This window comes from Aromatoleum toluolicum, assembly GCF_012911005.2.
GTDB lineage: Bacteria > Pseudomonadota > Gammaproteobacteria > Burkholderiales > Rhodocyclaceae > Aromatoleum > Aromatoleum toluolicum.
This window is the reverse complement of sequence record NZ_WTVS01000046.1, coordinates 1-26,221: the sequence shown is the minus strand read 5'-3', so window position 1 is coordinate 26,221 and position 26,221 is coordinate 1. Positions and strand designations below refer to the sequence as shown.

General features: G+C 65.7%; 24 protein-coding genes. 23 read left to right on the top strand and 1 reads right to left on the bottom strand.

What is annotated here, in order from left to right:
• Positions 1-240 precede the first annotated feature (240 nt).
• From GPA27_RS19285 to GPA27_RS19185, 21 genes are all read left to right on the top strand, one after another.
• Positions 241-684, top strand: a complete 444-nt coding sequence (locus GPA27_RS19285) for a hemerythrin domain-containing protein (protein WP_169142114.1) — start codon at positions 241-243, stop codon at positions 682-684.
• Positions 684-899, top strand: a complete 216-nt coding sequence (locus tag GPA27_RS19280; RefSeq protein WP_050415893.1) for a DUF2249 domain-containing protein — start codon at positions 684-686, stop codon at positions 897-899. The genes GPA27_RS19285 and GPA27_RS19280 overlap by 1 nt, the downstream gene beginning before the upstream one ends.
• Positions 896-2,158 (top strand): GumC domain-containing protein, encoded by a 1,263-nt coding sequence (locus GPA27_RS19275; RefSeq protein ID WP_169142113.1) that lies wholly within the window; start codon positions 896-898, stop codon positions 2,156-2,158. Before GPA27_RS19280 ends, GPA27_RS19275 begins: the two co-directional genes overlap by 4 nt.
• 216 nt (positions 2,159-2,374) lie before the next feature.
• Positions 2,375-3,628, top strand: a complete 1,254-nt coding sequence (locus GPA27_RS19270; RefSeq protein WP_169142112.1) for an MFS transporter — start codon at positions 2,375-2,377, stop codon at positions 3,626-3,628.
• Between the two features lie 38 nt (positions 3,629-3,666).
• The gene (locus tag GPA27_RS19265) at positions 3,667-5,364 is read left to right on the top strand and encodes an MFS transporter (RefSeq protein WP_211165109.1); all 1,698 of its coding nucleotides are present in this window, start codon (positions 3,667-3,669) and stop codon (positions 5,362-5,364) included.
• Positions 5,365-5,421: 57 nt separating this feature from the next.
• On the top strand, positions 5,422-9,177 hold the full coding sequence (locus tag GPA27_RS19260; protein ID WP_169142111.1) for a nitrate reductase subunit alpha: 3,756 nt from the start codon (positions 5,422-5,424) through the stop codon (positions 9,175-9,177).
• Between the two features lie 192 nt (positions 9,178-9,369).
• On the top strand, positions 9,370-10,920 hold the full coding sequence (gene narH, locus GPA27_RS19255; protein ID WP_169142110.1) for a nitrate reductase subunit beta: 1,551 nt from the start codon (positions 9,370-9,372) through the stop codon (positions 10,918-10,920).
• A gap of 11 nt (positions 10,921-10,931) precedes the next feature.
• The gene (gene narJ / locus GPA27_RS19250; protein WP_169142109.1) at positions 10,932-11,474 is read left to right on the top strand and encodes a nitrate reductase molybdenum cofactor assembly chaperone; all 543 of its coding nucleotides are present in this window, start codon (positions 10,932-10,934) and stop codon (positions 11,472-11,474) included.
• A 9-nt stretch (positions 11,475-11,483) separates the two neighbouring features.
• Positions 11,484-12,191 carry a respiratory nitrate reductase subunit gamma gene (gene narI, locus GPA27_RS19245; protein ID WP_169142108.1) on the top strand — a complete coding sequence of 236 codons (708 nt, stop codon included), beginning with the start codon at positions 11,484-11,486 and terminating at the stop codon, positions 12,189-12,191.
• An 85-nt stretch (positions 12,192-12,276) separates the two neighbouring features.
• Positions 12,277-14,223, top strand: a complete 1,947-nt coding sequence (locus tag GPA27_RS19240) for a type IV pili methyl-accepting chemotaxis transducer N-terminal domain-containing protein (RefSeq protein WP_169142107.1) — start codon at positions 12,277-12,279, stop codon at positions 14,221-14,223.
• A complete protein-coding gene (locus tag GPA27_RS19235; RefSeq protein WP_169142106.1) occupies positions 14,223-14,912 on the top strand; it encodes a response regulator in 690 nt (229 codons plus the stop codon). Before GPA27_RS19240 ends, GPA27_RS19235 begins: the two co-directional genes overlap by 1 nt.
• A 22-nt stretch (positions 14,913-14,934) precedes the next feature.
• Positions 14,935-15,444 (top strand): hypothetical protein, encoded by a 510-nt coding sequence (locus tag GPA27_RS19230; RefSeq protein ID WP_169142105.1) that lies wholly within the window; start codon positions 14,935-14,937, stop codon positions 15,442-15,444.
• A 204-nt stretch (positions 15,445-15,648) separates the two neighbouring features.
• Entirely contained in the window at positions 15,649-17,607 is a 1,959-nt protein-coding gene (gene nosZ / locus GPA27_RS19225; protein ID WP_169142104.1) for a TAT-dependent nitrous-oxide reductase, read from the top strand.
• Between the two features lie 224 nt (positions 17,608-17,831).
• On the top strand, positions 17,832-20,012 hold the full coding sequence (locus GPA27_RS19220) for a NosR/NirI family protein (RefSeq protein WP_169142103.1): 2,181 nt from the start codon (positions 17,832-17,834) through the stop codon (positions 20,010-20,012).
• Between the two features lie 17 nt (positions 20,013-20,029).
• Positions 20,030-20,464 (top strand): transcription regulator, encoded by a 435-nt coding sequence (locus tag GPA27_RS19215; protein WP_169142102.1) that lies wholly within the window; start codon positions 20,030-20,032, stop codon positions 20,462-20,464.
• Between the two features lies 1 nt (position 20,465).
• Entirely contained in the window at positions 20,466-21,764 is a 1,299-nt protein-coding gene (locus GPA27_RS19210) for a nitrous oxide reductase family maturation protein NosD (RefSeq protein WP_169142101.1), read from the top strand.
• The gene (locus GPA27_RS19205) at positions 21,736-22,677 is read left to right on the top strand and encodes an ABC transporter ATP-binding protein (protein ID WP_169142100.1); all 942 of its coding nucleotides are present in this window, start codon (positions 21,736-21,738) and stop codon (positions 22,675-22,677) included. The genes GPA27_RS19210 and GPA27_RS19205 overlap by 29 nt, the downstream gene beginning before the upstream one ends.
• A gap of 11 nt (positions 22,678-22,688) precedes the next feature.
• Entirely contained in the window at positions 22,689-23,504 is an 816-nt protein-coding gene (locus GPA27_RS19200; protein ID WP_169142099.1) for an ABC transporter permease, read from the top strand.
• Complete coding sequence (locus tag GPA27_RS19195; protein ID WP_169142098.1) at positions 23,501-24,037, top strand: nitrous oxide reductase accessory protein NosL; 537 nt, start codon at positions 23,501-23,503, stop codon at positions 24,035-24,037. Before GPA27_RS19200 ends, GPA27_RS19195 begins: the two co-directional genes overlap by 4 nt.
• A gap of 9 nt (positions 24,038-24,046) precedes the next feature.
• The gene (locus GPA27_RS19190; protein WP_169142097.1) at positions 24,047-24,319 is read left to right on the top strand and encodes an MJ0235 family protein; all 273 of its coding nucleotides are present in this window, start codon (positions 24,047-24,049) and stop codon (positions 24,317-24,319) included.
• The gene (locus GPA27_RS19185; protein WP_169142096.1) at positions 24,316-24,672 is read left to right on the top strand and encodes a toxin-antitoxin system TumE family protein; all 357 of its coding nucleotides are present in this window, start codon (positions 24,316-24,318) and stop codon (positions 24,670-24,672) included. The genes GPA27_RS19190 and GPA27_RS19185 overlap by 4 nt, the downstream gene beginning before the upstream one ends.
• Before the next feature lie 66 nt (positions 24,673-24,738).
• Here GPA27_RS19185 and GPA27_RS19180 read toward each other — a convergent pair whose 3' ends face one another.
• Complete coding sequence (locus tag GPA27_RS19180) at positions 24,739-25,185, bottom strand: c-type cytochrome (RefSeq protein ID WP_169142095.1); 447 nt, start codon at positions 25,183-25,185, stop codon at positions 24,739-24,741.
• A 285-nt stretch (positions 25,186-25,470) separates the two neighbouring features.
• On the opposite strand from GPA27_RS19180, the gene GPA27_RS19175 reads away from it, so the two are divergent.
• Together GPA27_RS19175 and GPA27_RS19170 are read left to right on the top strand one after the other, a co-directional pair.
• Complete coding sequence (locus GPA27_RS19175) at positions 25,471-25,956, top strand: rubrerythrin family protein (protein ID WP_169142094.1); 486 nt, start codon at positions 25,471-25,473, stop codon at positions 25,954-25,956.
• A 47-nt stretch (positions 25,957-26,003) separates the two neighbouring features.
• On the top strand, positions 26,004-26,168 hold the full coding sequence (locus GPA27_RS19170) for a rubredoxin (protein WP_169142093.1): 165 nt from the start codon (positions 26,004-26,006) through the stop codon (positions 26,166-26,168).
• Positions 26,169-26,221 lie beyond the last annotated feature (53 nt).

The window sequence follows — 26,221 nt, the reverse complement described above, 5'->3', positions numbered from 1 at the left end:
TAGCAGGCCGATGCGCGAGAGTGTATCGCGGCCGCGCCATTTCTAGATCTTGCACCGCTTGCTTGTTGCCGGCATGGAACGAAATGTTTCCGGATTTCATTGGCATCGCATCGGTTTCACCGGCGGCCGGAGCGGCTCATCGCGGCGAATTGATTGGACACACGAACGGTTTGACACGCATCAAGGATCACCCTGCTGGAATTGGGAGAATTCATCCACCCACACAGGAGACCCGAGACCATGAGCCAGATCACTTCCCTGATGACCGACGACCACCGCCACTGCGACGAGTCCTTTGCCCGGGCCGAAACGGCCGTGGCCAAGGGCAAGTGGGACGAGGCGAGCGCTGCCCTGGCGCAGTTCGCCAGCGAGTTGGAAGGTCACTTCGAAGCCGAGGAATCCCTCCTCTTCCCGAAGTTCGAGGCCGCCACCGGGATGACCGAGGGCCCGACGAAGGTGATGCGCGGCGAGCACGCCGAGATGCGCAGCGCGCTCACCCGCATGCGCGACGCACTCGCCAACAAGGACAAGGACGATTACGCCGGCGAGGCGGAGACGCTGCTGATCCTGATGCAGCAGCACAACATGAAGGAAGAGAATATCCTTTATCCCATGTGCGACTCGCACCTGTCCGGCACGGACGTCGCGAACGGGTTGAGCGAGCGCCTGCACGCGAGGGCCTGATGAAGAAAACTGTAGACGCGCGCGGTCTGGAACCACCGCAGCCTTTCGAACTGGTGATGGACGCACTGGCGGATCTGCCGAAGGGCGAGAGCCTGTTGCTGCTGCTCGACCGCATGCCCCATCCGCTGTTCCGCATCCTGGACCGCGACGGCTACAAGCACGAAAGCCGCATCCGCGACGACGGCGTCGTCGAGATCGACATCCTGAATCCATGATTCCTGACGGACAGACCCTCAGCTACGACGCGGCGCCGGCCTTCTCGACGCCGCTGCGTTTCTTCATCACCGCCCCGCTCTTCGGCGCCGCGGCCGGAGCGGCCCTGCTGGCCGCGCCGGAACTGCTGGATTCGCGGTGGACGCCCGGTGCGCTGGCTGTGACGCACCTGGTGGCCGTCGGGTTCATGTTGACGGTGATGCTGGGGGCGCTGTTCCAGGTCTTGCCGGTGGTCGCGGGGGCGGTGATCCCACGTTCGGGACTGGTCTCGACGATCGTGCATCTGGCGATGACGATCGGCGCGCTGTGTCTGGCGTGGGGGCTGGGCAGCGGCTCGCATGGGTTTCTGATGCCGGCAACGGTGTTGATCGGGGGAGGGCTCGCGCTGTTCGTCGTCGCGGCCTTTCTCGGGCTGCGGCGGATTCCCGTGGCACAGGCGACGCCGCGGGACCTGCGCATCGCGCTGCTCGGCTTCGCGGTCGCCGTCGCGCTGGGCATCACCCTGGCGCTGGCGCTCGGCGGCCGACTCGATCTGCCGCTGCTGACCGTGCTGAAGTTGCACATCGGCTGGGCCCTGCTGGGCGGGTCCGGCGTCCTGCTTGCGGCGGCGAGCTGGGTCGTCGTGCCGATGTTCCAGATCACACCGAACTACCCGGCGCCCCTCACCCGCTTCTGGGCGATGGGGACGGGTGCGGTACTGCTGGTGTGGAGCGCGGCCGTGTATGGCGAGCTGGGCTCCGCGGAGTTCGCGCTGTCGGCCGTGCTCGCGGCGCTGTGCGTGCTGTTCGCGGTGCACACACTGAAGCTGCAGCGGCAATCGCGGCGCTCGGTGCCCGACATGACGATGCGCGCCTTCCAGATCGGGATGGGGAGTTTCATCGCGGGACTCGCCAGCGTGCTGGTCGCACAGCATTCGGAGCATCAGGTCTGGCCCCTCCTCGCCGGGATACTGATCCTGCACGGCGGCTTCGTCAGCGTGATCGTCGGCATGCTGTACAAGATCATCCCGTTCCTGGCGTGGCTGCACCTCACCCAGGACGTCGGCAAGGCGCCGAACATGAAGAAGCTGCAGCCGGACTCGCCGATTCGGCGTCATCTGGCCCTGCACGCCGTCGCGCTCGCCGCCCTGCTGGTGGCGGCGTCCGTCGGCAATGCGTGGCTCATCCGCCTCGCCGGACTGCTCGTCGTCGCCGAGTTCGCCTTCCTTCTCGCGAACATCGTCAAGGTGCTCGGCAACTATCGGCGGGCGCACGCCGCCTGAGCTTTGCTCCCTCCCCCTTGAAGGGAGGAACAAGGTGCCCCAGCGGACTACATAGATTTATCTTGAGTGCCACAGACTAGTTCCGAAGTACTAGTCCCGCCGACACCCCACTAGTTCTTCAACCCCTGCTTTCGGCGAATGTTCGCCGGTCGTCGCGGGGCATAACCTTGCTTCCAGCATGGAGCGCAGTGCGCTCCGCCCTGGAGGATGAGGAAGATGGCCTCGCAACGCCGCAAGCAGTTCTCCGTTCTGGTGATGAGCACGACCGCATTCACGATGTGTTTTGCGGCATGGATGCTTTTCGCCGTGATCGGGATTCCGATCAAGGCCCAGCTGGGCCTCAATGAAACCCAGTTCGGCCTGCTCGCGGCGACCCCCGTGCTGACCGGCGCGCTGGTGCGCCTGCCCCTCGGCATGCTGACCGACAAGCTCGGCGGCCGCCTGGTGTTCTTCGCGCTGATGGTGGCGACGGTCGTGCCGATCTGGCTGATCAGCCAGGCGACGGCGTACTGGCATTTCCTGCTCGCGGGCCTCTTCGTCGGCCTCGCCGGCGGCTCGTTCTCGGTCGGCATCGCGTACTGCGCGCGCTGGTTCGAGCGCAAGAACCAGGGCTTCGCGATGGGCGTGTTCGGCGCCGGCAACTCCGGCGCGGCGGTGACCAAACTGGTCGCGCCGGTGCTGGTCGTCGCCTTCGGATGGGAGTTCGTGCCCAAGGCGTTCGCGCTGGCGATGCTGGCGGTCGCGATCGCGTTCTGGCTGTTTACCTACGAAGACCCCGAGCACCGCGTGTCGTCGAGCGTGAAGTTCGCCGACCAGTTGCGCGTGCTGAAGAACCCGCGCGTGTGGAAGTACTGCCAGTACTACTCGATCGTGTTCGGCGGCTATGTGGCGCTGGCGCTGTGGATGACCAAGTACTACGTCACGGAGTTCGGCCTGGGCCTCGAGACGGCGGCCCTGCTCGCGGCCTGTTTCTCGCTGCCGGGCGGCGTGCTGCGTGCCGTGGGCGGCTGGTTCTCGGACCGCTTCGGCGCGCACAAGGTGACTTGGTGGGTGATGTGGGTGTCGTGGGTGTGCCTGTTCCTGCTGTCCTATCCGCACACCGAATTCACGGTGATGACCGTGGCCGGCCCGAAGACCTTCGCGATCCACCACAACGTCTGGTTCTTCACCGCGCTGATGTTCACCGTCGGCGTCGCCTGGGCCTTCGGCAAGGCGTCCGTCTTCAAATACATCTCGGATGAATTCCCACACGAGATCGGCGCGGTGTCCGGGATCGTCGGCCTCGTCGGCGGCCTCGGCGGCTTCCTGCTGCCGATCATGTTCGGGGCGCTCCTCGACCTGACCGGCGTGCGCTCCAGCGCCTTCATGCTGCTCTACGGCGTGACCTGGGTGTCGCTGATCTGGATGTACTGGACCGAGGTGCGGCGCACCGACGTCATGCACGGCGGCGCGGCGGCTACCGCGAAGTGATTCCGATAACGACACGAAATCCTGAAACAGGAGGAACCATGGCCCCTGAAAAACTCCGCCCGATACCGCCGGTCCCGGGCCCGCTGCCCGCGGGGGTGCTCCCGGGCGAGCGCCCGCGCGGCGCGGACATCGCCGACTGGCGTCCCGAGGACGAGACCTTCTGGGCGCGCGAAGGAAAGCGCGTCGCCAATCGCAACCTGTGGATCTCGATCCCCAGCCTGCTGTGCGGCTTCGCCGTGTGGCTGATGTGGGGAATCATCACGGTGCAGATGGCGAACGCGGGCTTCCCCTTCACCCCCGACCAGCTGTTTTCGATCGCCGCGATCTCGGGCCTGTCGGGCGCCACGCTGCGTATCCCGGCATCCTTCTTCATCCGCATCTGCGGCGGGCGCAACACGGTGTGGCTGACCACCGCGCTGCTGATGATCCCGGCCATCGGCACCGGCCTCGCCCTGCAGGACAAGAGCACACCGCTGTGGGTGTTCCAGCTGATGGCGCTGCTGTCGGGCATCGGTGGCGGCAACTTTGCCTGTTCGATGGCGAACATCAGCACCTTCTTCCCGAAGCGCCTGCAGGGCACCGCACTAGGGCTGAACGCCGGTCTCGGCAACTTCGGCGTCACGACCTCGCAGTTGCTGATCCCGGCCGTGATGACGCTGGGCCTCTTCGGCGCGCTGGGTGGCGACGCGATTCCGCTCGCGAAGGATTCCGCGACGCTGATCGGCAAGATCGCCGCCGGCACACCGACCTACGTGCAGAACGCGGGCTTCATCTGGTTGCTGCTGCTCGTGCCGCTCGCGGTGGTGGGCTGGTTCGGCCTCAACAACCTGAAGACCGTGTCGCCCAACATCGGCTCGACCGGCGCGGCGATGGCCAAGGTGCTGACGCTCTACACCGTGGCGCTGGTGGTGTCGGGCATCGGCCTCTACCTTTACCTGCCCGCGCCCAGCGGCCTCGGCCTACTGTCGGGCAACGGCATGTGGGCGGTGCCGCCGCTGGTGACCATCGGCACGCTGTTCGGGATGAAGGCGATCGCGACGAGCGACGTGAAGGCCAACCTCGACAAGCAGTTCGCGATCTTCCGCAACAAGCACACGTGGTCGATGACGGCGCTGTACCTGGTGACCTTCGGCTCCTTCATCGGTTTCTCGATGGCGCTGCCGCTGTCGATCACGGTGATCTTCGGCAACACGCACGTGTTCGATCCGACGACCAGCGCCTGGGTGCATGCGAAGAACCCGAACGCGCCCTCCGCGCTGATGTTCGCGTGGATCGGCCCCTTCGTCGGCGCGCTGATCCGCCCGGTGGGCGGCTGGATCTCCGACAAGCTCGGCGGCTCGATCGTCACGCAGTGGATCTCCTTCGTGCTCGTCGCCACCTCCGCGGTGACCGGCTACGTGATGCACCTCGCCTACCAGTCGGCCACGCCGGAGAGCTACTTCCTCGTGTTCATGCTGCTCTTCATCGTGCTGTTCGCCGCCTCCGGCATCGGCAACGGCTCGACCTTCCGCACCGTGGGCTTCGTCTTCGACCAGGACCAGCGCGGTCCGGTGCTGGGCTGGACCTCGGCGATCGGCGGCTACGGCTCCTTCATCGCGCCGGTGGTCATCGGCCAGCAGATCAAGGCCGGCACGCCGGAGAACGCCATGTACGGCTTCGCGGTGTTCTACGGGCTGTGCGTGCTCATCAACTGGTGGTTCTACCTGCGCAAGAACGCATACATCCGCAACCCCTGACCCCATCCCTTCCAGAAAAACGACCGAAACGCAAAGCAGGATTCACAGGAGCAAGCAATGAGTCATTTTCTCGACCGCCTGAAATTCTTCGACAAGGTGAAGGACACCTTCGCCGGCGGCCACGGCATCGTCACCAACGAGGACCGTGGCTGGGAAGACGCTTACCGCAACCGCTGGCGCCATGACAAGGTCGTGCGCTCGACGCACGGCGTGAATTGCACGGGCGGCTGTTCGTGGAAGATCTTCGTCAAGAACGGCTTGGTGTCGTTCGAAATGCAGCAGACCGACTATCCGCGCACCCGCGAGGACCTGCCGAACCATGAACCGCGCGGCTGCCAGCGCGGCGCGTCGTTCTCGTGGTACCTGTACTCGCCGCACCGCATCAAGCACCCGATGATCCGCGGGCGCCTGCTCGAGCTGTATCGCGCCGAGCGCAAGACGGGCAAGGATCCGGTCGAGGCGTGGGCGGCGATCCAGGCCGACAACACCAAGCGCGACAAGTACGTGAAGGTGCGCGGCCTGGGCGGCTTCGTGCGCACGGACTGGCAGGAAGTGAACGAGATCATCGCCGCGGCGAACATCTACACGATCAAGAAGTGGGGCCCGGATCGCATCTACGGCTTCTCGCCGATTCCCGCGATGTCGATGATCTCCTACGCGGCCGGCGCCCGCTACCTGTCGCTGATCGGCGCCGCCTGCGGCTCGTTCTACGACTGGTACTGCGACCTGCCCGCGGCGAGCCCGCAGACTTGGGGCGAGCAGACCGACGTGCCGGAAGCGGCCGACTGGTACAACTCGACCTATCTGATCATCACCGGCGCGAACCTGCCGATGACGCGCACCCCGGACGCGCACTTCGCGACCGAAGTCCGCTACAAGGGCGCGAAGATCGTGTCGATGGCGCCGGACTACGCGGAATACGTGAAGTTCGCCGACCTGTGGATGCCGGTGAAACAGGGCACGGACGCGGCGGCCTTCCTCGCGATGGGTCACGTCGCGCTGAAGGAATACTTCATCGAGCGCCAGGAACCGTACTTCATCGAGTACGCGCAGAAGTACACCGACCTGCCGATGCAGGTGATCCTGCGCGCACACGACGGCGCCTTCGTGCCGGACCGCAACCTGCGCGCGTCGGACTTCGACGACCTGCTGGGCGAGACGAACAACCCCGACTGGAAGACCATCGTCTTCGACGCGCGCACGAACTGCTACGTTGCGCCGAACGGCTCGGTCGGCTTCCGCTGGGGCGAGGAGGGCAAGTGGAACCTGCTGCCGAAGAATGCCGCGAACCAGCAGGAGATCGATGCCGAGCTGTCGTGCATCGACAAGCGCGATGACGTCGCGTCGGTCGGCTTCCCGCACTTCCAGCCGGGCGAGCCGGGCCTGCTGTACCGCAACGTGCCGGTTCGCAAGCTGACGCTCGCGTCCGGCGAAACCGTGTTCGTCGCCTCCGTGTTCGACCTGCAGGTCGCACAGTACGGCATCGACCGCGGCCTCGGCGGCAAGAACGTCGCCAAGTCCTACGACGACGCCAGCGTCGCCTACACCCCGGCCTGGGCCTCCAAGGTCACCGGCGTGAAGGCCGCCGACATCGAGCGCACCGGCCGCGAGTTCGCGCAGAACGCGGCGAAGACGCGCGGCAAGTCCATGATCATCATGGGCGCGGCGATCAACCACTGGTACCACAACGACATGCAGTACCGGTCGATCATGAACCTGCTGCACATGTGCGGCTGCGTCGGCCAGAGCGGCGGCGGCTGGGCGCACTACGTGGGCCAGGAGAAGCTGCGCCCGCAGGCCGGTTGGGCACCGATCGCGTTCGCGACCGACTGGCAGCGCCCGCCGCGCCACCAGAACTCGACCTCGTACTGGTACTTCCACACCGACCAGTGGCGCTACGAGACCATCGACGCCGACGAGCTGCTGCAGCCGGCGGCGAAGGGCAAGTACAAGGGCTACAAGCTCGCCGACTACAACGTCGCCGCGACGCGCATGGGCTGGCTGCCGTCGGCGCCGCACTTCAACCGCAACCCGCTGGAACTGGTCGCAGAGGCCGAGAAGGCCGGCGCGACCGATGAAGCCGGCATCGCGAAGTACATCGTCGACGAGCTGAAGTCGGGCAAGCTCGACGTCGCCTTCGCCGACCCGGACGCCGAGGAGAACTGGCCGCGCAACCTCTTCGTGTGGCGCGCGAACCTGATCGGCACGTCCGCCAAGGGTCACGAGTACTTCCTGAAGCACCTGCTGGGCGCGCAGAACGGCGTGCTGCAGGAAGGCGGCGACGGCAAGGGCACGAAGGAAGTGAAGTGGCACGAGGAAGCGCCCGTCGGCAAACTCGACCTGATGGTGGACATCAACTTCCGCCTGAATTCGACCGGCGCCTACTCCGACATCATCCTGCCGACGGCCACGTGGTACGAGAAGAACGACCTCAACACCACCGACATGCACCCGTTCATCCACCCGCTGTCCGAAGCCGTTACGCCGGGCTGGGAATCAAAGTCGGACTGGCAGATCTTCCGCACGATCGCGAAGACGTTCTCGGAGCTTTCGGAGAAGCATCTGGGCGTCGCCAAGGACGTCGTCGCGCTGCCGATGCAACACGACTCGCCGTTCGAGCTGGCGCAGCCGCTCGGCCAGGTGCGCGACTGGAAGAAGGGCGAGTGCGAGCCGGTGCCGGGCAAGACCATGCCGCTGCTGAAGGTCGTCGAGCGCAACTTCGCCGACACCTACAAGAAGTACATCGCGCTCGGGCCGCTCATGACCAAGCTCGGCAACAACGTCAAGGGCCTGGACTGGAACACCGAGCAGGAGTACGACGAGCTCAAGAAGTGCAACTACACGGTGCAGATCCCCGGCGTCTCCTTCGGCATGCCCTCGCTGGAAGAGGACATCTCGGTGTGCGACGCGGTGATGCGCATGGCGCCCGAGACCAACGGTGAAGTCGCGCACAAGTCATGGTCGGCCCTGTCGAAGAAGACCGGCATCGACCACCACCACCTGTACGCCGGCCGCCACGAGGACAAGATCACCTTCCGCGACATCCAGGCCCAGCCGCGCAAGATCATCACCGCGCCGACGTGGTCCGGGATCGAGTCGGAGACCGTCAGCTACACCGCGGGCTACACCAACATCCACGAGCACATCCCGTTCCGCACGCTCACCGGCCGGGCCCACTTCTACCAGGATCACGAGTGGTTCCTCGACTTCGGCGAGGGCTTCTGCGCCTACCGTCCGCCGATCGACATGAAGGCGCAGAACCTGATCCCGGACTCGGTACGCAGGAAGCCGCACCTGACGCTGTCGTGGATCACGCCGCACTCGAAGTGGGGCATCCACTCCAGCTACCAGGACAACCTGCGCATGCTGTCGCTGTTCCGTGGCGGCCCGTACGTGTGGGTGTCGGAGGACGACGCGAAGGAGATCGGCCTCAAGGACAACGACTGGATCGAGGCGATCAACGCCAACGGCGCGACGATGGCCCGCGCGGTGGTGTCGCAGCGTGTGCCGCGCGGCATGGCGCTGATGTACCACGCCCAGGAGAAGACGGTGAACGTGCCCGGCTCGCCCTCCACCGGCAAGCGCGGCGGCATCCTGAACTCGGTGACGCGCGTGATCGTGAAGCCCACCAACATGGTCGGCGGCTACGCCCAGCTCGCGTACAGCTTCAACTACTACGGCACGGTGGGCTGCCAGCGTGACGAGATGGTGGTGCTGCACAAGATCGAGGACCAGGACATCGACTGGCTGGAGCGGCCGCTGACGGCGGAACGCGAAGCGCAGCGCAACCCGGTCGGGGTCGGGGCGAAATAAGCAGCGAGGAGTCGGCAAGGTTTTGCCCCCTCCCCGTCAAGGGGAGGGCTGGGGTGGGGATGGGTGGACTCCGCAGCGCCAATTGGAAACCCATCCCCATCCTGTCCTTCCCCTTGAAGGGGAAGGAACCTGCTAAGGACGCAACGCCCGCCTCCCTCCGGGGGACGAGACATTGAGATTTTGGAGATACGAATGAAAATCCGCGCGCAATTCGCGATGGTGTTCAACCTCGACAAGTGCATCGGTTGCCACACCTGCTCGGTGACCTGCAAGAACGTCTGGTCGAACCGCAAGGGCATCGAGTACGCCTGGTTCAACAACGTCGAGTCCAAGCCCGGCGTCGGCTACCCGAAGAACTGGGAAAACCAGGAGAAGTGGAAAGGCGGCTGGGAGAAGGTCAACGGCAAGCTGGAGCTCAAGGCCGGCGGCAAGATGAAGAAGATCGTGCAGATCTTCGCCAACCCCAACATGCCCGAGATCGACGACTACTACGAGCCCTTCACCTACGACTATGCGCGCCTGCACAACGCGCCGCTGTCGGAAGCCGCGCCGACCGCGCGCCCGGTGTCGCAGATCACCGGCGAAAAGATGGACAAGATCACCTGGGGCCCGAACTGGGAGGACGACCTCGCCGGCGAATTCGCCGCGCGCTCGCAGGACGCCAACTTCGCCAACATGCAGAAGGAGATGTACAAGCAGTTCGAGAACACCTTCCACCTCTACCTGCCGCGCATCTGCAACCACTGCATCAACCCCGCCTGCGTCGCCTCCTGCCCCTCGGGCGCGATGTACAAGCGCGAGGAAGACGGCATCGTCCTCGCCGACCAGGACCGCTGCCGCGGCTGGCGCATGTGCATCTCCGGCTGCCCGTACAAAAAGGTGTTCTTCAACTGGGAATCGTCCAAGGCCGAAAAGTGCATCGGCTGCTACCCGCGCGTCGAATCCGGCCTGCCAACGGTCTGTTCCGAATCCTGCGTCGGCCGCATCCGCTACAACGGCATCATCCTTTATGACGCCGACAAGCTGCTGGACGCCGCCTCGACGGACAACGAGCAGGACCTGTACAAGGCCCACCTCGACCTCTTCGTCGACCCGTACGACCCCGCGATCATCGCCCAGGCGCTGAAGGACGGCGTGCCGCAGAGCTGGATCGACGCCGCGCAGAAGTCGCCGATCTACAAGATGGCCGTCGAGTGGAAGATCGCCTTCCCGCTGCACCCCGAGTTCCGCACGCTGCCGATGATCTGGTACGTGCCGCCGCTCTCGCCGGTGCAGTCGCAGATCGACCAGAAGAAGCTACCGACCGAATCCGACGGCGTGATCCCCAAGGCCGAGGCGATGCGCCTGCCGGTGCAGTACCTCGCGAACCTGCTCACTGCGGGCAAGACCGAGTACATCACCAGCGCGCTCAACCGCCTGCTGGCGATGCGTTCCTACATGCGCTCGATCCACGTCGATGGCGAACCGGATCTGGGTCCGCTCAACCGCGCCGGCATCACCGAGCAGAACGCGAAGGACATGTACCGCTACCTCGCGATCGCCAACTACGAGGACCGCTTCGTCGTGCCGACCGCGCACGAGGAGATCCGCCTCGACGACTACCACGGCTTCCAGGGCCAGAACGGCTTCACCTTCGGCGCCGATGTCTCCAAGGGCCACGGCACCTTCTCCCTTTTCCCCGAGCGCCGCACCCAGTCGGCCGAACCGCGCGAACCGGCCCCACTGGCCGAGCCCCGCGACTGAAGGAGAACGCGATGAAAATCTTCCGCCTGCTTGCCGCCCTGCTCGACTACCCGAGCGACGGCTTCCTCGATGCCCTGCGCGAACTCGCCGCCAAGGATCCGTACGCCTTCGTCGAGTCGCTCGACGAGGAAGTCGCCCTCAGCGTCGAGGAATACCGCAGCGTCGCCGACTTCATCACGATGCTGCTCGCCGCCGATCCGCTCGAGCTGCAGGGTGCCTATGTGCAGAGCTTTGACCTCACCGCCGAGCACAGCCTGCACCTGACGCACCACATCTTCGGCGAGGAGAAGTCGCGCGGCCCCGCGCTGATCGACCTCGGCGAGTTCTACCGCAGCTACGGCCTGCAGGCCGACGAGAAGGAACTCCCGGACTACCTGCCGGTGATGCTGGAGTTCTGCTCGACGCTGAGCATCGGCGAAGCCTGGGTCTTCCTCGGCGACGTCGCGAAGGTGCTCAAGGTGCTCGCCGACAACCTGGAAAAATCCGCCAGCCCGTACGCGCCGCTGGTCCGGATCGTGGAAAAACAGGGCAGCCTGACGCGCCTGGCTGCCTGAGGAGACGACATGAACGCAATCAACTTCTTCTTCGGGGTCTATCCCTACATCGCGCTGTCGGTGTTCGTGATCGGCAGCTGGATCCGCTACGACAACGAGCAGTACACGTGGAAGACCGACTCCTCGCAGCTGCTGTCGAAGAGCAACATGTGGATCGCGAGCAACCTGTTCCACGTCGGCATCCTGTCGATCTTCGGCGGCCACTTCGCCGGCCTCGTGCTGCCGCATGCGCTATGGATCGGGCTGGGCGTTTCGGACCTGCAGCACCAGTGGATCGCGATCGTCGCCGGTAGCGTGTTCGGCACCATGTGCCTGATCGGCGGCGCCATCCTGTGGCTGCGCCGCATGTTCAATCCGCGCGTGCGCGCCGCCGGTCGCCGCATGGATGCCTTCATCCTGAGCTGGCTGATGCTGACCCTGGTTGCCGGCCTGTCGACGCTGCCGGTGTCGATCGGACATGCGAACCACGGCGACCCCGGCGTGATGCTGGCGCTGTCGGGCTGGGTGCAGAGCGTGCTGACGCTGCAACCGAAGCCCGAGCTGCTCGCCGCCGTGGAGCCGGTGTTCCGCTTCCACATGGTGCTGGGGATGACGGTGTTCCTGCTGTTTCCCTTCACGCGTCTCGTGCACATTCTCACCGCGCCGCTGAGCTACGTCGGCCGTGCTTACCAGATCGTGCGTTCGAAGCGGCGCGTCAAGGCGACCGCATCGGCGTGAGACCATCCCGGGGGCGGCAGCCCCCGGCTTGCAGGGTGGCGGCAGGCGACGTAGTCTGCACGCCACCCTGCTTCATCGAGCGTTCATGCTCCCACTCGGCAACAGTCTCAGCACCAAGATCACCGGCATCCTGCTGGTGTTCTTCCTCGTCGCCCTGACGGCGATCGGCATCACGCTGTTCATGTCCTGGCAGCTCGAGGGGGCTGCCGCGGCCATCAACGACGCCGGCAGCCTGCGCATGCGCACGCACCGCATCGGCCACCTTCTCGCCCACGCCCCGCAGGCTTCGCCCGCCGAGGCGATGCGCATTCGGGAAGCGCTCAGGACGGAACTGGACGAGTTCGACCACGTCTTTGCCGAGCTGCGCCGCGGGAACCCGCAGCGCCCCCTGTTCGTCCCCCGCGACAACGACATTCCCGCAGACATGCAGCGGATGGCGGACTTCTGGTCGACACAGGTTCGACCGATACTGGATGGCCTGCTCGCCACATCGAATGAGGCCGGCATCCCCGCGGATCCCCCCGCGTTCGACGACACGATCCGGACGTTCGTGTCCGGCATCAACGACGTCGTGCTCAAGATGGAACAGAGCTACGCGCGCAACACCGACATCCTGCGCGCATCGCAGGTGTCCCTGATCGCACTGGCCGTGATCGGCACCCTGTTCCTGATCCGCTTCTTCTTCGTGCTCGTGATCCGCCCCGTCTCGGAACTGCAGACCGGCATCAAGCGGATGGAGCAGGAGGACTTCAGCGCCCGCGTCCCGGTCCTCGGCAAGGACGAATTCGGCGAGCTGTCCGACGGTTTCAACCGCATGGCCGTCCACCTGCAGGGCCTGTACGGAACGCTCGAGGAGCGCGTCGACGTCAAGACGCGCAGCCTCGAGGAGAAGAACCGCCAGCTCGAGATCCTTTACGACATGGCCGCCTTCCTGCGCCAGCCGCAGGACGTGGACGCCCTGTGCCGCGGCTTCCTGCAGCGCGTGCAGAAGATGTTCGGCGCAGCGGCGAGCTCCGCGCGGCTGCTCGACCGGGATTCGCTCCAGCTGTGCATGACCGTGCATGCCGGACTGGACGATGAATTCATCGATCGCGAGGCGACGCTCGAATGCGGCGAATGCGTGTGCGGGCAGGCGGCGCGCGGCGGCAACTCGCTGACGTGCGAACCGGAACGACCCGATACCGCCCTGGACCTCGGGGCCTGCCGCCGCGCCGGCTTCAAACTCGTTTCGGCCACGCCGATCGGCGCGAACCAGCAGACGCTGGGCATCTACAATCTGTATTTCCGCGAGGCGCGCCTTCTCGGCGATTCCGAGCGCCAGCTCCTCGAGACGCTGGGACAGCAGCTCGGCATCGCGATCGAGAACCAGCGCCTGCATGCGAGCGGCCGCGAGCTCGCCGTGTCGGAGGAGCGCAATCTCCTCGCACGCGAACTGCACGACTCGATCGCGCAGGGGCTCGCCTTCATGAACCTGCAGGTGCAGATGCTCGATGACGCCCTGCGGCACAGCGACCTGAGCCAGGCGCAGGCCACCCTCGCGATGCTTCGCCAGGGCGTGCAGGAGAGCTACGACGACGTGCGCGAGTTGCTGGTGCATTTCCGCACGCGCGTTGCCAAGCAGGATCTCGGCGGCGCGATCGGCGCCGCCCTCCGCCGGCTCGCCGACCAGAGCGGGATCGCGACGGAGCTGGAGCTGGAAGGCGGCGGCGCACCGCTCGACGCCGAGGTCGAGACGCAGGCGCTGTACATCCTGCAGGAAGCCCTTTCCAACGTGCGCAAGCACGCCCAGGCGAAATCCGTACACGTCGCCCTGCGCCGCGGCGTGCATGGGCTGGCGCTGGTCGTGCGCGACGACGGCGTGGGCTTCGACGAAGGCGCGCGCACCGCCCGCGAAAAGGAAAACCACATCGGCCTGCAGGTCATGCGCGAGCGCGCGCTGCGTATCGGCGGAAAATTCTCGCTCAGCTCCACGCCGGGACGCGGCACGGAAGTGCGTCTCGAACTCCCGCGAATCAACCAGGAACCAAACTGATGTCCGCCCCGATCCGAGTGCTCCTCGTCGACGACCACGCCCTCTTCCGCAGCGGCATCAAGTCCCTGCTGCAGCGCCACCCGGAGTTCGAGATCGTCGGCGAGGCGGGCGACGGCATGGAAGGCGTCAAGCGCGCCGCGCAGCTGCGGCCCGACGTCGTGCTGCTCGACCTGCACATGCCCGGCCTCTCCGGCCGCGACGCCGCGGCGATGATGGCCGAGGAGGCGCCGGAGTCGCACGTGCTGATGCTGACCGTATCGGAAGACGCCGAGGATCTCATCGAAACCCTGCGCGCGGGCGCCTGCGGCTACCTGCTGAAGAACATCGAGGCCGAGACGCTCACCGCCGCGATCACGAAGGCGGCGGCCGGCGAGTCGGTGATCTCGCCGCAGATGATGGGCAAGCTCGTGCAGGGCGTGCGCGGCGCCCCGGCCAAGGCCAGCACCGAAGCGGCGGCACCGCCCGTGGTCGCCTCGGAACTCAACAAGCTCTCGCCGCGCGAGCGGGAAATCCTCGTGCTCGTCGCGCGCGGCCAGAGCAACAAGGAAATCGCGCGCACGCTGGATCTCGCCGAGAGCACCGTCAAGATCCACGTCCAGAACGTCCTGCGCAAGCTCGGCCTGACGAGCCGCGTCCAGGCGGCCGTGTTTGCGGTCGAACAGGGAATCGTGCAGGATCCGCGGACCTGAAGGGCGCCGGACGGAGGCCCGCTTGACCCCACCGACCCGCAGCGGCGTCTTCAGCCGCATGGTCCTGCCATTCGCGCTGGTGCCGCCGGTCATGATCCCGCTGGCAATGAACGACCACGCCGCGGTCTATCGCCTTGATCCTGCGGGCGCGAACTGGGAATGGATCGCGCTGCTGGTGTTCGTCGCCGAGCTCGTCGCGGTGACGGCTGTCGCCGGGATGCTGCGGCTCACGACGCCCGCCGACGCCATGCGCCCCACCCGCGCGCGCGCGCTCGCGATCGCCGCACGCGCCGCCGCGCCGCTATGGGCCTCCGCCGTGGTGCTCGCCGTGCCCAGCCTCGGGGCCCTCGTCATCGCCCACCTGCTCGCCCACGCCGTCGCGCTGCGCAGGCTCTACCTCGACATCCGCGACGAATTGCGGCTGGACAACGAGATCCAGGCGCTGCACATCACCTACATGGCCTACAGCGTCGCCGCCGTAGTGTGGGCGCCGATCTTCGTGCTGATCTTCGTCTCGCTGTCGCCCGCCTGAACGCCGGCCGCAGGGGCTGTGCCTCCGACATAACCGCCACGCGTTTTTCCTTATCCGAGATCAAGGAGTCCGCACGGCCGGGTCCATACAGTTACGTTACCGCCCACTTCGGGCTGCGCTGCATGGGTGGATCGTCATCCCGGCCCGCCCGCAACGGCAGAACACAGGCAGATCACTCGACGCTTGAACAACGGAGCCCATTACATGAGCCAGGACCACAACAAGGATCACAACCTCGACGGCCAGCCCGACCCGAGCCGCCGCAAGTTCCTCAACACCGCAGCCTTCGCCGGTCTCGCCGGCGCCGGCCTGTCGGTCGGCCTTTCCGCCTGCAAGCAGGAGCAGGCACCCGCTCCGGCTCCGGCAGCCCCTGCTGCCCCCGCGGCTGCACCGGCGGCCCACGCCGCCCCGGCCGGCATCCACCTGAAACCCGGCGAACTCGACACCTACTACGGCTTCTGGAGCGGCGGCCACACCGGCGACTTCCGCGTGCTCGGGCTGCCCTCCGGTCGTGAAATCACCCGCGTGCCGTGCTTCGTGCCCGACGCGCTGACCGGCTGGGGCATCACGAACGAATCGAAGAAGATCATGGGCACCAAGCCCGACGGCAGCCTGAAGTACACGGTCGCCGACACGCACCATACCCACGCCTCGTACAAGGACGGCAATTACGACGGCCGCTACGCGTGGATCAACGACAAGATCAACAGTCGCCTGGCCCGTATCCGCCTCGATTACTTCATCTGCGACAAGATCACCGAGCTGCCGAACGTGCAGGGCTTCCACGGCATCTTCCCGGACAAGCGCGACCCGGTCGATCCCGCGATCAACTACACGACGCGCGTGTTTTGCGGCTCGGAGTTCCAGATCCCGCTGCCGAATGCCGGCAAGGACGTGAACGACCCGTCGAAGTACCGCTCGATGTTCTCCTGCGTCGACGCCGAGACGATGGAAGTGCGCTGGCAGGTGCTGATCGACGGCAACTGCGACCTCGCCGCCACGTCCTATGACGGCAAGCTCGTCGCGACCAACCAGTACAACACCGAAGGCGGCGTGCTCTACCCCGACATGATGTCGGCCGAGCGTGACGCGTGCCTGTTCTTCAACGTCGCCCGCATCGAGCAGGCGGTGAAGGACGGCAAGTTCAAGACCTACGGCGACTCCAAGGTGCCGGTGGTCGACGGTACGCGCGAATCGAACAAGGATCCGAAGACCGCCCTGACCTGCACCGTCTCGGTGCCGAAGAACCCGCACGGCGTAAACGCCAGTCCGGACGGCAAGTACTTCATCTGCGCCGGCAAGCTCTCGCCCACCGCAACGGTCATCGAACTCACCAAGGTGCTGGAGTGGTTCGAAGGCAATCTCGAGAGCGCGGACAAGGCCATCGTCGCCGAAGTCGAGATCGGCCTCGGCCCCCTGCACACCGCCTTCGACGGCCGCGGCAACGCCTACACGACGCTGTTCCTCGACAGCCAGGTCGTGAAGTGGAATGTCGACAAGGCGATCAAGTTTTCCGCCGGCGACAACACCCAGCAGTACGTCGTCGACCGCCTCGACGTGCAGTACCAGCCGGGCCACATCAACGCCTCGCAGTCCGAAACCGCGGCTGCCGACGGCAAGTGGCTGTGCGTCGGCTGCAAGTTCTCGAAGGACCGCTACCTGCCGGTCGGCCCGCTGCACCCGGAGAACGAGCAGCTCATCGACATCTCGGGCGAGAAGATGGTGCTGGTGGCCGACCACCCGGTCCGCCCCGAGCCGCACGACTTCATCATCCTGAAGCGCGAGCTGGTCAATCCGAAGCAGGTCTACAACATCGACGACTTCCCGCTCGCGATCAAGGATCCGAAGGACTCCGGCGTGTTCCGCGACGGCAAGAAGGTCACGGTGAAGATGTATTCGATGGCCCCGGCGTTCAGCCTCACCGAGTTCAAGCTCAAGGTGGGCGACGAGGTCACCCTCATCCTCACCAACCTCGACAAGGTGGAGGACCTGACGCACGGCTTCGCGATCCCGAAGTACAACGTCAACTTCATCGTGAACCCGCAGGAAACCGCATCGGTCACCTTCAAGGCCGACAAGCCGGGCGTGTTCTGGTGCTATTGCACGCACTTCTGCCACGCCCTGCACCTTGAGATGCGCAGCCGCATGATCGTCGAGGCCTGACGGGTTCTCGGCAAGGACTGCGCCGGACCCGTAACGGTTTCGGCGCGGTTATCCCGCCCCTGCAAAGGGGCAACGATGGGTGATATTCGAGGGGCCGTGCGCCCCTCCTTTTTTTCACTATGTGTGCAGCGCAGCAGATGAATTTGCACCAATTGATCGGAAACAATTACGTCACGAGGTCTGGTTCGTAGACTGTCTCCAGTCCCGCCGAATCGGAAAGTGTCATGAAATTTCTGGCTGCACTCCGCAATATCCTGTTGTCCGTCGCGCTTACGTCGACCGCATCGCTCGCGCTCGCCGATACCTACGAGGCGAAGCTGCCCGACGAGATCAACACCGCCCCCGAGTTGTGCAAGTACGCCCCGTGCGCCGAGGTCCTGCCCGGCGCCACGTCCTTCTCCGAACGCAAGGGCCAGCCCCGCTACGTCGAGGGCTATGCGGAGGAAGCCGGCAAGAAGAAGCTCATCGGCTACGTGATGCTCTCGACCGACATCACCGACACCCCCGCCTACTCCGGCAAACCGGTCATCACGCTGATCGGCATGGACACCGGCGGGCGTTTCGTCGGCGTGAAGATCCTGAAGCACTCGGAGCCCATCCTGCTGCTGGGCATCCCCGAGTCGGCGCTGACCCGCTTCAACCAGCAATACCTCGGCCAGTTCGTCGGCAACAACATCGAGATCGGCCAGTCCCGTCCCGAGGAAAACATCATCGGACTCGACGCGATCTCGGGCGCGACCGTGACGGTCATCGCGCAGAACCAGGTGATGATGACCTCCGGCACGGCGGTCGCCCGCCAGGTCGGCATCCTCAAGCCCACGATCCGCGAGCAGGCGAAATTCCGCGAAACCGGCGCAAAGCCCGACTGGGCAGCCCTGGTGCAGGAAGGCGCCGTGCGGCGCCTCATCGTCAAGCCCGAGCAGGTCGGCCTGGAACGCGGCGGCGAGCCCTTCATCGAACTGTGGTTCGGCTACCTCAATCACCCCGACCTCGGCCGCGCGATCCTCGGCGAGGGCGCCTGGCGCAACCTGATGGCGCGCCTGCATGAAGGCGAACACGCCCTCTTCGTGATCCGCAGCGGCGGGAAAGAGTCCTTCAAGGGCTCGGGTTTCGTGCGCGGCGGCATCTATGACCGCGTGCAGGTGCGCCAGGGCGCGGATTCCTTCACCTTCCGCGACCTCGACGCCGTCAACCTCTATGGCATTGAGGCTGCCGGCGCGCCCGCCTACAGCGAATCCTCGATCTTCATCATCCGCTCGAAGGCCTTCTCCGGCGCCTATCCGTGGAAGTTCGTATTCCTGGGCAACCGCGTCGATCGCGCCACCGGCGCGCGCAGCTTCGCCAACTTCGACGTCGAGTACTGGCTCCCGGATCAGTACCTGGAAGGCGGCCGCCCGGAAGTCGTGAAGCCCGATGCACCGTGGGTGCGCGTATGGAAGACGCGCGCAGTCGAGATCGCGCTCTTCGCCGCGCTGCTCGTCGCCGTCGCGACCGTCTATGCCTTTCGCGAAAAGCTCACGCGCCGCGCGACGCGCAAGAACAAGTGGCCGGTGAACGCCTTCAAGTACAGCGCGTGGGTCATCAGCATCGGCTTCGTCGGCTTCGGCATGCTCGCGCAACCGTCGATCACGCAAGTGCTGACGTGGTTCCACGCGCTGCTGTTCCACTGGCAGTGGGAATTGTTCCTCTCCGACCCCTTCATCTTCCTGTTCTGGATCTTCATCATCGTCACGGTGTTCGTCTGGGGACGCGGACTGTTCTGCGGCTGGCTGTGCCCGTTCGGTTCGCTGTCGGAGCTGCTGTACAAGGTCGGCGGCGCCGTCGGCCTCAAGCGCTTCCAGTTCCAGCTGCCGCGGCGCTGGCACGACCGCCTGAAGTGGGTGAAGTACGGCGTGTTCTTCGGCCTGCTCGCGGTGTCCTTCTTCTCGATGGGGCTGGCCGAGAAGCTCGCCGAGGTCGAACCGTTCAAGACCACCTTCCTCGTCGGCCTGTTCAACCGCAGCTGGCCCTACACGCTGTTCGCCGCCGGCCTGCTGGGGCTGTCGATCTTCACCGAGCGGCCGTTCTGCAAGTACCTGTGCCCCCTCGGCGCGTCGCTCGCGATGCCTTCGACCTTCCGCTGGTTCGGCCTCAAGCGAAAGCAGGAATGCGACAGCTGCAAGGCCTGCGCGGTCGGCTGCGGCTCGCAGGCGATCGACGAGGACGGCCGCATCGACCACCGCGAATGCCTGCATTGCCTCGACTGCATGGTCCTGTATACGGATGATCACGCCTGCCCGCCGCTCGCGCAGGAACGCAAGCGCCGCACCAAGGCTGGCCTGCCGCTCACGCCGATCGGTCCCGACGGCTACTACATCCCGATCAAGCTGGTGCCCGTCCGCGCGGACGCCGCGGCGAAGAACTGATTTCGGAGCAGAAAGACATGGTCAATCCGACGATGCCGACCGATCCCGCCAACCCGCCCTATGCGCAGACGACGAGCCTCGTGCGCCTCGTTGCGGCCGAAGCGTGGGACCATTTGTGGCCGTGGAGCCATCACGGCTTCCAGCGCCAACGCGCACTGCAGGCCGCCGGCATGGCGCTCGCCCTCGCCGCCACCCTCGTGTGGGTGCTGGCGGCGATGGGTCAGATGCAGGTCGGCGCAGTGATCGGCTGGTGGTTCGGCTGGAGCGTGTTCGAGGTCTTCGTGCGCCTCGGTTCCAAACCCTACGTCAAGGACGGCCCGTGGTGGGGTCGCCGCTACCGCGTCGCAAACGCGATGGACATGGTGTGCTACGTCGGCTTCAAGAACCTGCTGATCGGCGCAACGCTCTTCATCGCATTGAAATCGCTGGGCTTCCTTATCATCCAGGGGTGACATGCCGATATTCGGGGCAGGGCGCACACTGACGTTCCGGCACGCCTTTCTGGCCGTGGCGGCGCTGCTGTGCGCGCTGCCGGCCCTCGCCGCGACGCTGAAGGTCGCTCCGGGCGAATCGATCCAGGCCGCCATCGAGCGCGCCGCCGCGGGCGACGTCATCGAGGTGGCGCGCGGCAAATACACGGAAAACCTGCTGATCGCAAAGCCGCTCACGCTGCGCGGGGTCGAGCGCCCCACGCTCAGCGGCGGCATGCAGGACGACACGATCCGCGTCACCGCCCCCGACGTCGTCATCGAGGGCCTGATCGTGCGCGACTCCGGCGACAGCCTCCTCAGGCAGAACGCCGGCATCTACCTGTGGCCCGGCGCGCACCGCGCGGTCGTGCGCAATTGCGAGCTCACCTACAACCTCTTCGGCCTGTGGATCGAGAAGGCCAAGGACGTCCGCATCGAACACAACATCATCACGGGCAAGCGCGAATACCGCTCGTCGCAGCGCGGCAACGGCATCCAGTTGTACAACACCACCGGCGCCCGGATCATCGGCAACGAGATCAGCTTCGTGCGCGACGCCCTCTATGTCGACGTCTCGCATGACGCCGTCTTCCGCAGCAACCGGTTGCACCATGCCCGCTACGGCACCCACTACATGAACTCCTACCGCAATGTGTGGGAGGACAACGACGTCTACATGAACCGTGGCGGCCTCGCGCTGATGGAAGTGCGCGACCAGCTGGTGCGCAACAACCGCGTGTGGGCCAATTCCGACCACGGCATCATGCTGCGCACCATCCAGGACGCCATCGTCGAGAACAACGTGATCGCCGGCAACAACCGCGGCTTCTTCATCTACGACGCGGAGTACAACACGCTGCGCGGCAACCTCGTCGTCGACAACGTCGTCGGCACTCACCTGTGGGCCGGCTCCAAGAACAACAAAGTCGAGAACAACGACTTCATCGCCAACCGCGAACAGGTCCGCTACGTCGGCGCCAAGGACGAATTGTGGGGCGTCAAGGACGGCAACCACTGGAGCAACTATCTTGGCTGGGACCGCAACGGCGACGCCGTGGGAGACGTGCCCTACCAGGCCAACGATCTCGTCGACCGTCTGTCTTGGCAACACCCGATGCTGAAACTGCTGCTCGCAAGTCCCGCAATACAGACGCTGCGCCTCGTCGGCCAGCAGTTCCCGCTGCTGCGCGCGCCCAGCGTGGTCGACCCGAAACCGCGCATGCAGCCGAAGAACGAAAACTGGAGAGAATGGCTTGGCAGATACTTCCCAGGCTCCCGCTGAACGCGCCGCACCGGTGATCGCGGTGCGCGGCGCGACCAAGCATTACGGCGCCGTGCGCGCCGTCGATGGCGTCGACCTCGAGGTCGCGCCGGGCGAGCTGTTCGGCCTGATCGGGCACAACGGCGCCGGCAAGAGCACCCTCTTCAAGATGATGCTGGGCCTGATCCCGGCAACCGCGGGCGACATCCGCATCGGCGGCTCGCCCGTCACCGGCAGCGGCTTCCGCGCAGTGCGCCGCAAGATCGGCTACCTGCCGGAGAACGTCGTCCTCTACGACAACCTCACCGGCCACGAGACGCTCGAGTTCTTCGCCCGCCTCAAGGGAGCCCCGGCAAGCGAGTGCGGTCCTGCGCTCGAACGCGTCGGTCTCTCCAGCGCAGCACGCCGGCGGGTGCGGGAGTACTCGAAAGGCATGCGCCAGCGCCTCGGCTTCGCGCAGGCGCTGCTCGGCCGCCCGCGCATCCTGTTCCTCGACGAACCCACCACCGGCCTCGACCCCGAGGCGATCCGCGAGTTCTACCTGATCCTGCGCGGCCTCAAGGCCGACGGTGTGACGATGATCCTCACCTCGCACATCCTCGCGGAGATCCAGGAGCGCGTCGATCGGCTCGCGATCATGGCCGCCGGCAAGGTCCAGGCCGTCGGCACCGTGCAGGATCTGCGCGAGCAGATGGATCTTCCGCTGTGGTTCCGCGTCCGCCTCGCGCACGAGGACTTCCATCACGTCCGCGCGGTACTCGGCGGCCTGCCGGTCCTCGCGATCGAGGCACGCGAGGACCACGTCGCCGTGGAATGCCAACGCGAATCGAAGATGGTCGTGATGCAGGCGCTCGCCTCGCTCGGCGACAAGGTGCTCGACCTGCACGTGCACGAACCCTCGCTCGAGGACGTGTTCTTCGGCTTTTCAGACTAAGGGCGACGCACATGGAAATCCGCCAGATCGCCACCCTCGCCGGCAAGGAATTCTGGGACCGCATCCGCAACCGCTGGGTGCTCGCCGTGGCCCTCGTGTTCACCGCCTTCGCGCTCGTGATCGCCTACTTCGGCGGCGCGCAGCAGGGCACGGTGGGCTTCCGCTCGATCGAGTTCACGATCGCGAGCCTCGTCTCGCTGGTGATCTACCTCGTCCCGCTGATCGCGCTCGTGCTCGGCTTCGACGCCATCGTCGGCGAGCGCGAACGCGGCTCGCTCGACCTGCTGCTGTCGATGCCGATCACGCGCTTCGAACTGCTGCTCGGCAAGTACCTCGGGCTCGCCGCGGCGCTCGCGTTCTCGACCATTGCCGGCTTCGGCCTCGTCGCCGTCGTGCTCTCCGCGCAACTCGATCTCACCGCCCTGTTCCACTTCTTCGGCTTCATGCTGAGTTCGGTGCTGCTCGGCCTCGCCTTCCTCAGCCTCGCGGTCATGGTGTCCACCTTCGCCGCCGACCGCACGCGCGCCTCCGGCATGGCGATCGCGCTGTGGTTCTTCTTCGTGCTGGTGTTCGACCTGCTGCTGCTCGGCGGCCTTGTCGTCACCGGCGGCAAGTACGGTGGCGAGATCTTCCCCTACCTGCTGCTGCTCAACCCCGCCGACGTCTTCCGCATCCTCAACATCTTCACCCTCGACGACGTCCGCACGCTGTACGGGCTCGCGACCGTATTCCCCCGCGCGCTGGCCGAACCCTGGCTACTCAGCCTCGTGATGGCCGCGTGGATCGCAGCCCCCCTGGGCGTTGCCGCATGGAGATTCCGTAAATGATGTCCCCCATCCTTCCGTTCCGAACGACCCTGCTGGCGGCCCTCGCGGCCGGCCTCCTCGCCGCCTGCGGGCCGGGCGGCAGCGACGGCGGCAACAAGCTCGCCGCGGTCGAGATCGACCAGAGCACCGCCTGCTCCCTCGACGGCATGCTGCTCGCCGACTACCCCGGCCCGAAGGCGCAGATCGTCTACGCCGACCGCCCGGAACCCGAGTTCTTCTGCGACACGGTCGAAATGTTCGGCATCTACCTCAAGCCCGAGCAAATTCGCCCGGTGAAGGCGATCTTCGTTCAGGACATGGGCAAGGCCGACTGGGAGCAGCCGCGCGGCGCGTGGATCGACGCGAAGACGGCCTGGTACGTCATCGGCAGCTCCCGCCACGGCTCGATGGGACCGACGATCGGATCCTTCGCGCAGCAGGCGGACGCCCAGAAATTCGCCCAGGCGCACGGCGGCAAGGTCCTCGCCTTCGACGCCATCACCCCCGACATGGCGGTGCTCGACGGCGGAGCCCTCCACGACAGCAAAATGTGAGCGACGACCATGGCCAACTTCTTCGAGAACGTGGAACCGACCGACGCCGAACAGCTCGAGCAGCTGTCGCGGCTGGTCTTCGAACTGCGCGAGAACCGCGACGCCATCCTCAAGGCCAACGGCGCGACCGACGAGATCGAACTGCTGGAGCGGATCTACACCGGCGCGATCCCCGAGCATCCCTCGTATGAGCACTACCTCAGCGCCCGCATCCTCGCCGACACGCGCGAGACCGTGCGCGCGATGCTGACCGAATGCCTGAAGGAGGCCAGACGGACATGAGCCTGCACATCGAACTCGCCGACCGCATCGACCGCACATTCGGCGCACGCCTGCCGCAGCCGGTCGAGCACAAGCAGGACGCCCTCGTCGTACACCTCGGAAACGGCGTGACGCTGACGGTCCGCTACGCCGCCAACGACGCCTACTCGCTGCGCTGGAATTTCGGCGACGCCGAATTGGGCATCGACACCGCACCGCTGCACCGCGAGCTGGCGACCTTCCCCAACCACCTCCACGATATCGACGGACAGGTGCGCCCCGACCCGCTCACCCACCCCGACGACACGCCGGTCGCCAACGTCTCACGCGTGATCGAGGCGCTGCTTGCCGACCCGAGCCTGGGTCTGCGCTAGCTAAGCGCCAGCCCACCGAACGGCAGCGGGGCGCGCGTGCGCCCCGCTCGCTTCAGGCCGACAGCGTCATTCCGACTTCGAAACCATGTAGTCGACGGCAGCCTTGACCTCGTCGTCCTTGAGCGCCGGGCTGCCCCCGCGCGGCGGCATCATCCCTTTCTGGCCGGTGAAGCCTTCCAGGGCGTGCTTGTACAGCACGTCCTTGCCCTGTCCGATGCGCGGCCCCCAGTCCGCCTTGTCGCCTGGCTTGGGTGCCCCGCCCACGCCGGCGGCGTGGCACAGCGCACATACCTTGTTGTAGGTACTCATCCCCGGCGCAGTGTCCGCCGCGGCCGTCGTTGCGGGCGCAGAGGGTGGCGCGGGCGCAGGCGCCGGGGTCGGCGCAGCGGAAGTGGCCGGACTCGGAGGCGCAGGCGGCGCTGCAGGTGCCGCGGGCGTGGATTCCCCACTCTTGCCGCACGCCGACAGCAGGACAGCCAGCGCGATCGCGCTCATTGCGGTGGTCTTGATCATGTTCGATCTCCTCGTCATCAATTCGAACGCCCGCGTGCCGCATCAAGTCATGCAGTTCGGGGAGCATGTACTCCGTTGACGCGAACGCCCTGCCAAATATTTGCGCGACTACAAATCCTTTCACTTCGTCGACGTTGGTGACCGACGTTGGCGACGCTCGAAACCTCCTACGGACGAATAAATAGCCACACACTATTCATAGCATCGAAACGTTCAATTTTTATAATCATACGTCGGTGCGTAGCATTCACTCAACGCAACATCAACGACACAAGGAGAGAAACGATGGCCAGCCCCTTCCACAACCCCGAGTCGCTCACGATCAGGAACCTCGAATCGGCCTTCGCCGGCGAATCGATGGCGCACATCAAGTACCGCTACTTCGCCAAGCTGTGCCGCGAGATGGGCGACGAGGAAACCGCCAAGGCCTTCGAAGCGACCGCCGACCAGGAAGTGATGCACGCCTTCGGACACCTCGATCTGCTCTTCCCCAAGGAAAGGATGACCCCGGCGCGCGCCCTGCAATTCGCGATCGAAGGGGAAACCTACGAATACACCGAGATGTACCCGAACTTCCGCCACGTCGCAGTTGCCGAAGGCAACGAGGCTGCAGTGAAGGAAATCGACGAACAGATCACCGAATCGAAGGAACACGCGGAACAGTTCAGGGCCGTGCTGGAAAAGGCCGCCAAGCGCTTCGCCGCGCTGGCCAAGGTGGAAGAGCGCCACGCCAACCACTACCAGCAGGTCCTGGACAAGATCTCGGCCTGACCCGAACCGCCCTCCCCCCAACAACCCACGAAGAACGGAAGAACATCATGAAGACCTACCAATGCATCGTTTGCGGCTTCATCTACGACGAAGCGGCCGGCCTCCCCGACGAGGGCATCGCCCCGGGCACGCGCTGGGAAGACATCCCCGCCGACTGGGCCTGTCCCGACTGTGGTGTCGCCAAGGCCGACTTCGAGATGGTCGCGATCTGACCCGCCCCGAGACCGCGCTGCGGTCTACGCTTGAAGCCCCCTCAAGCCTGCCC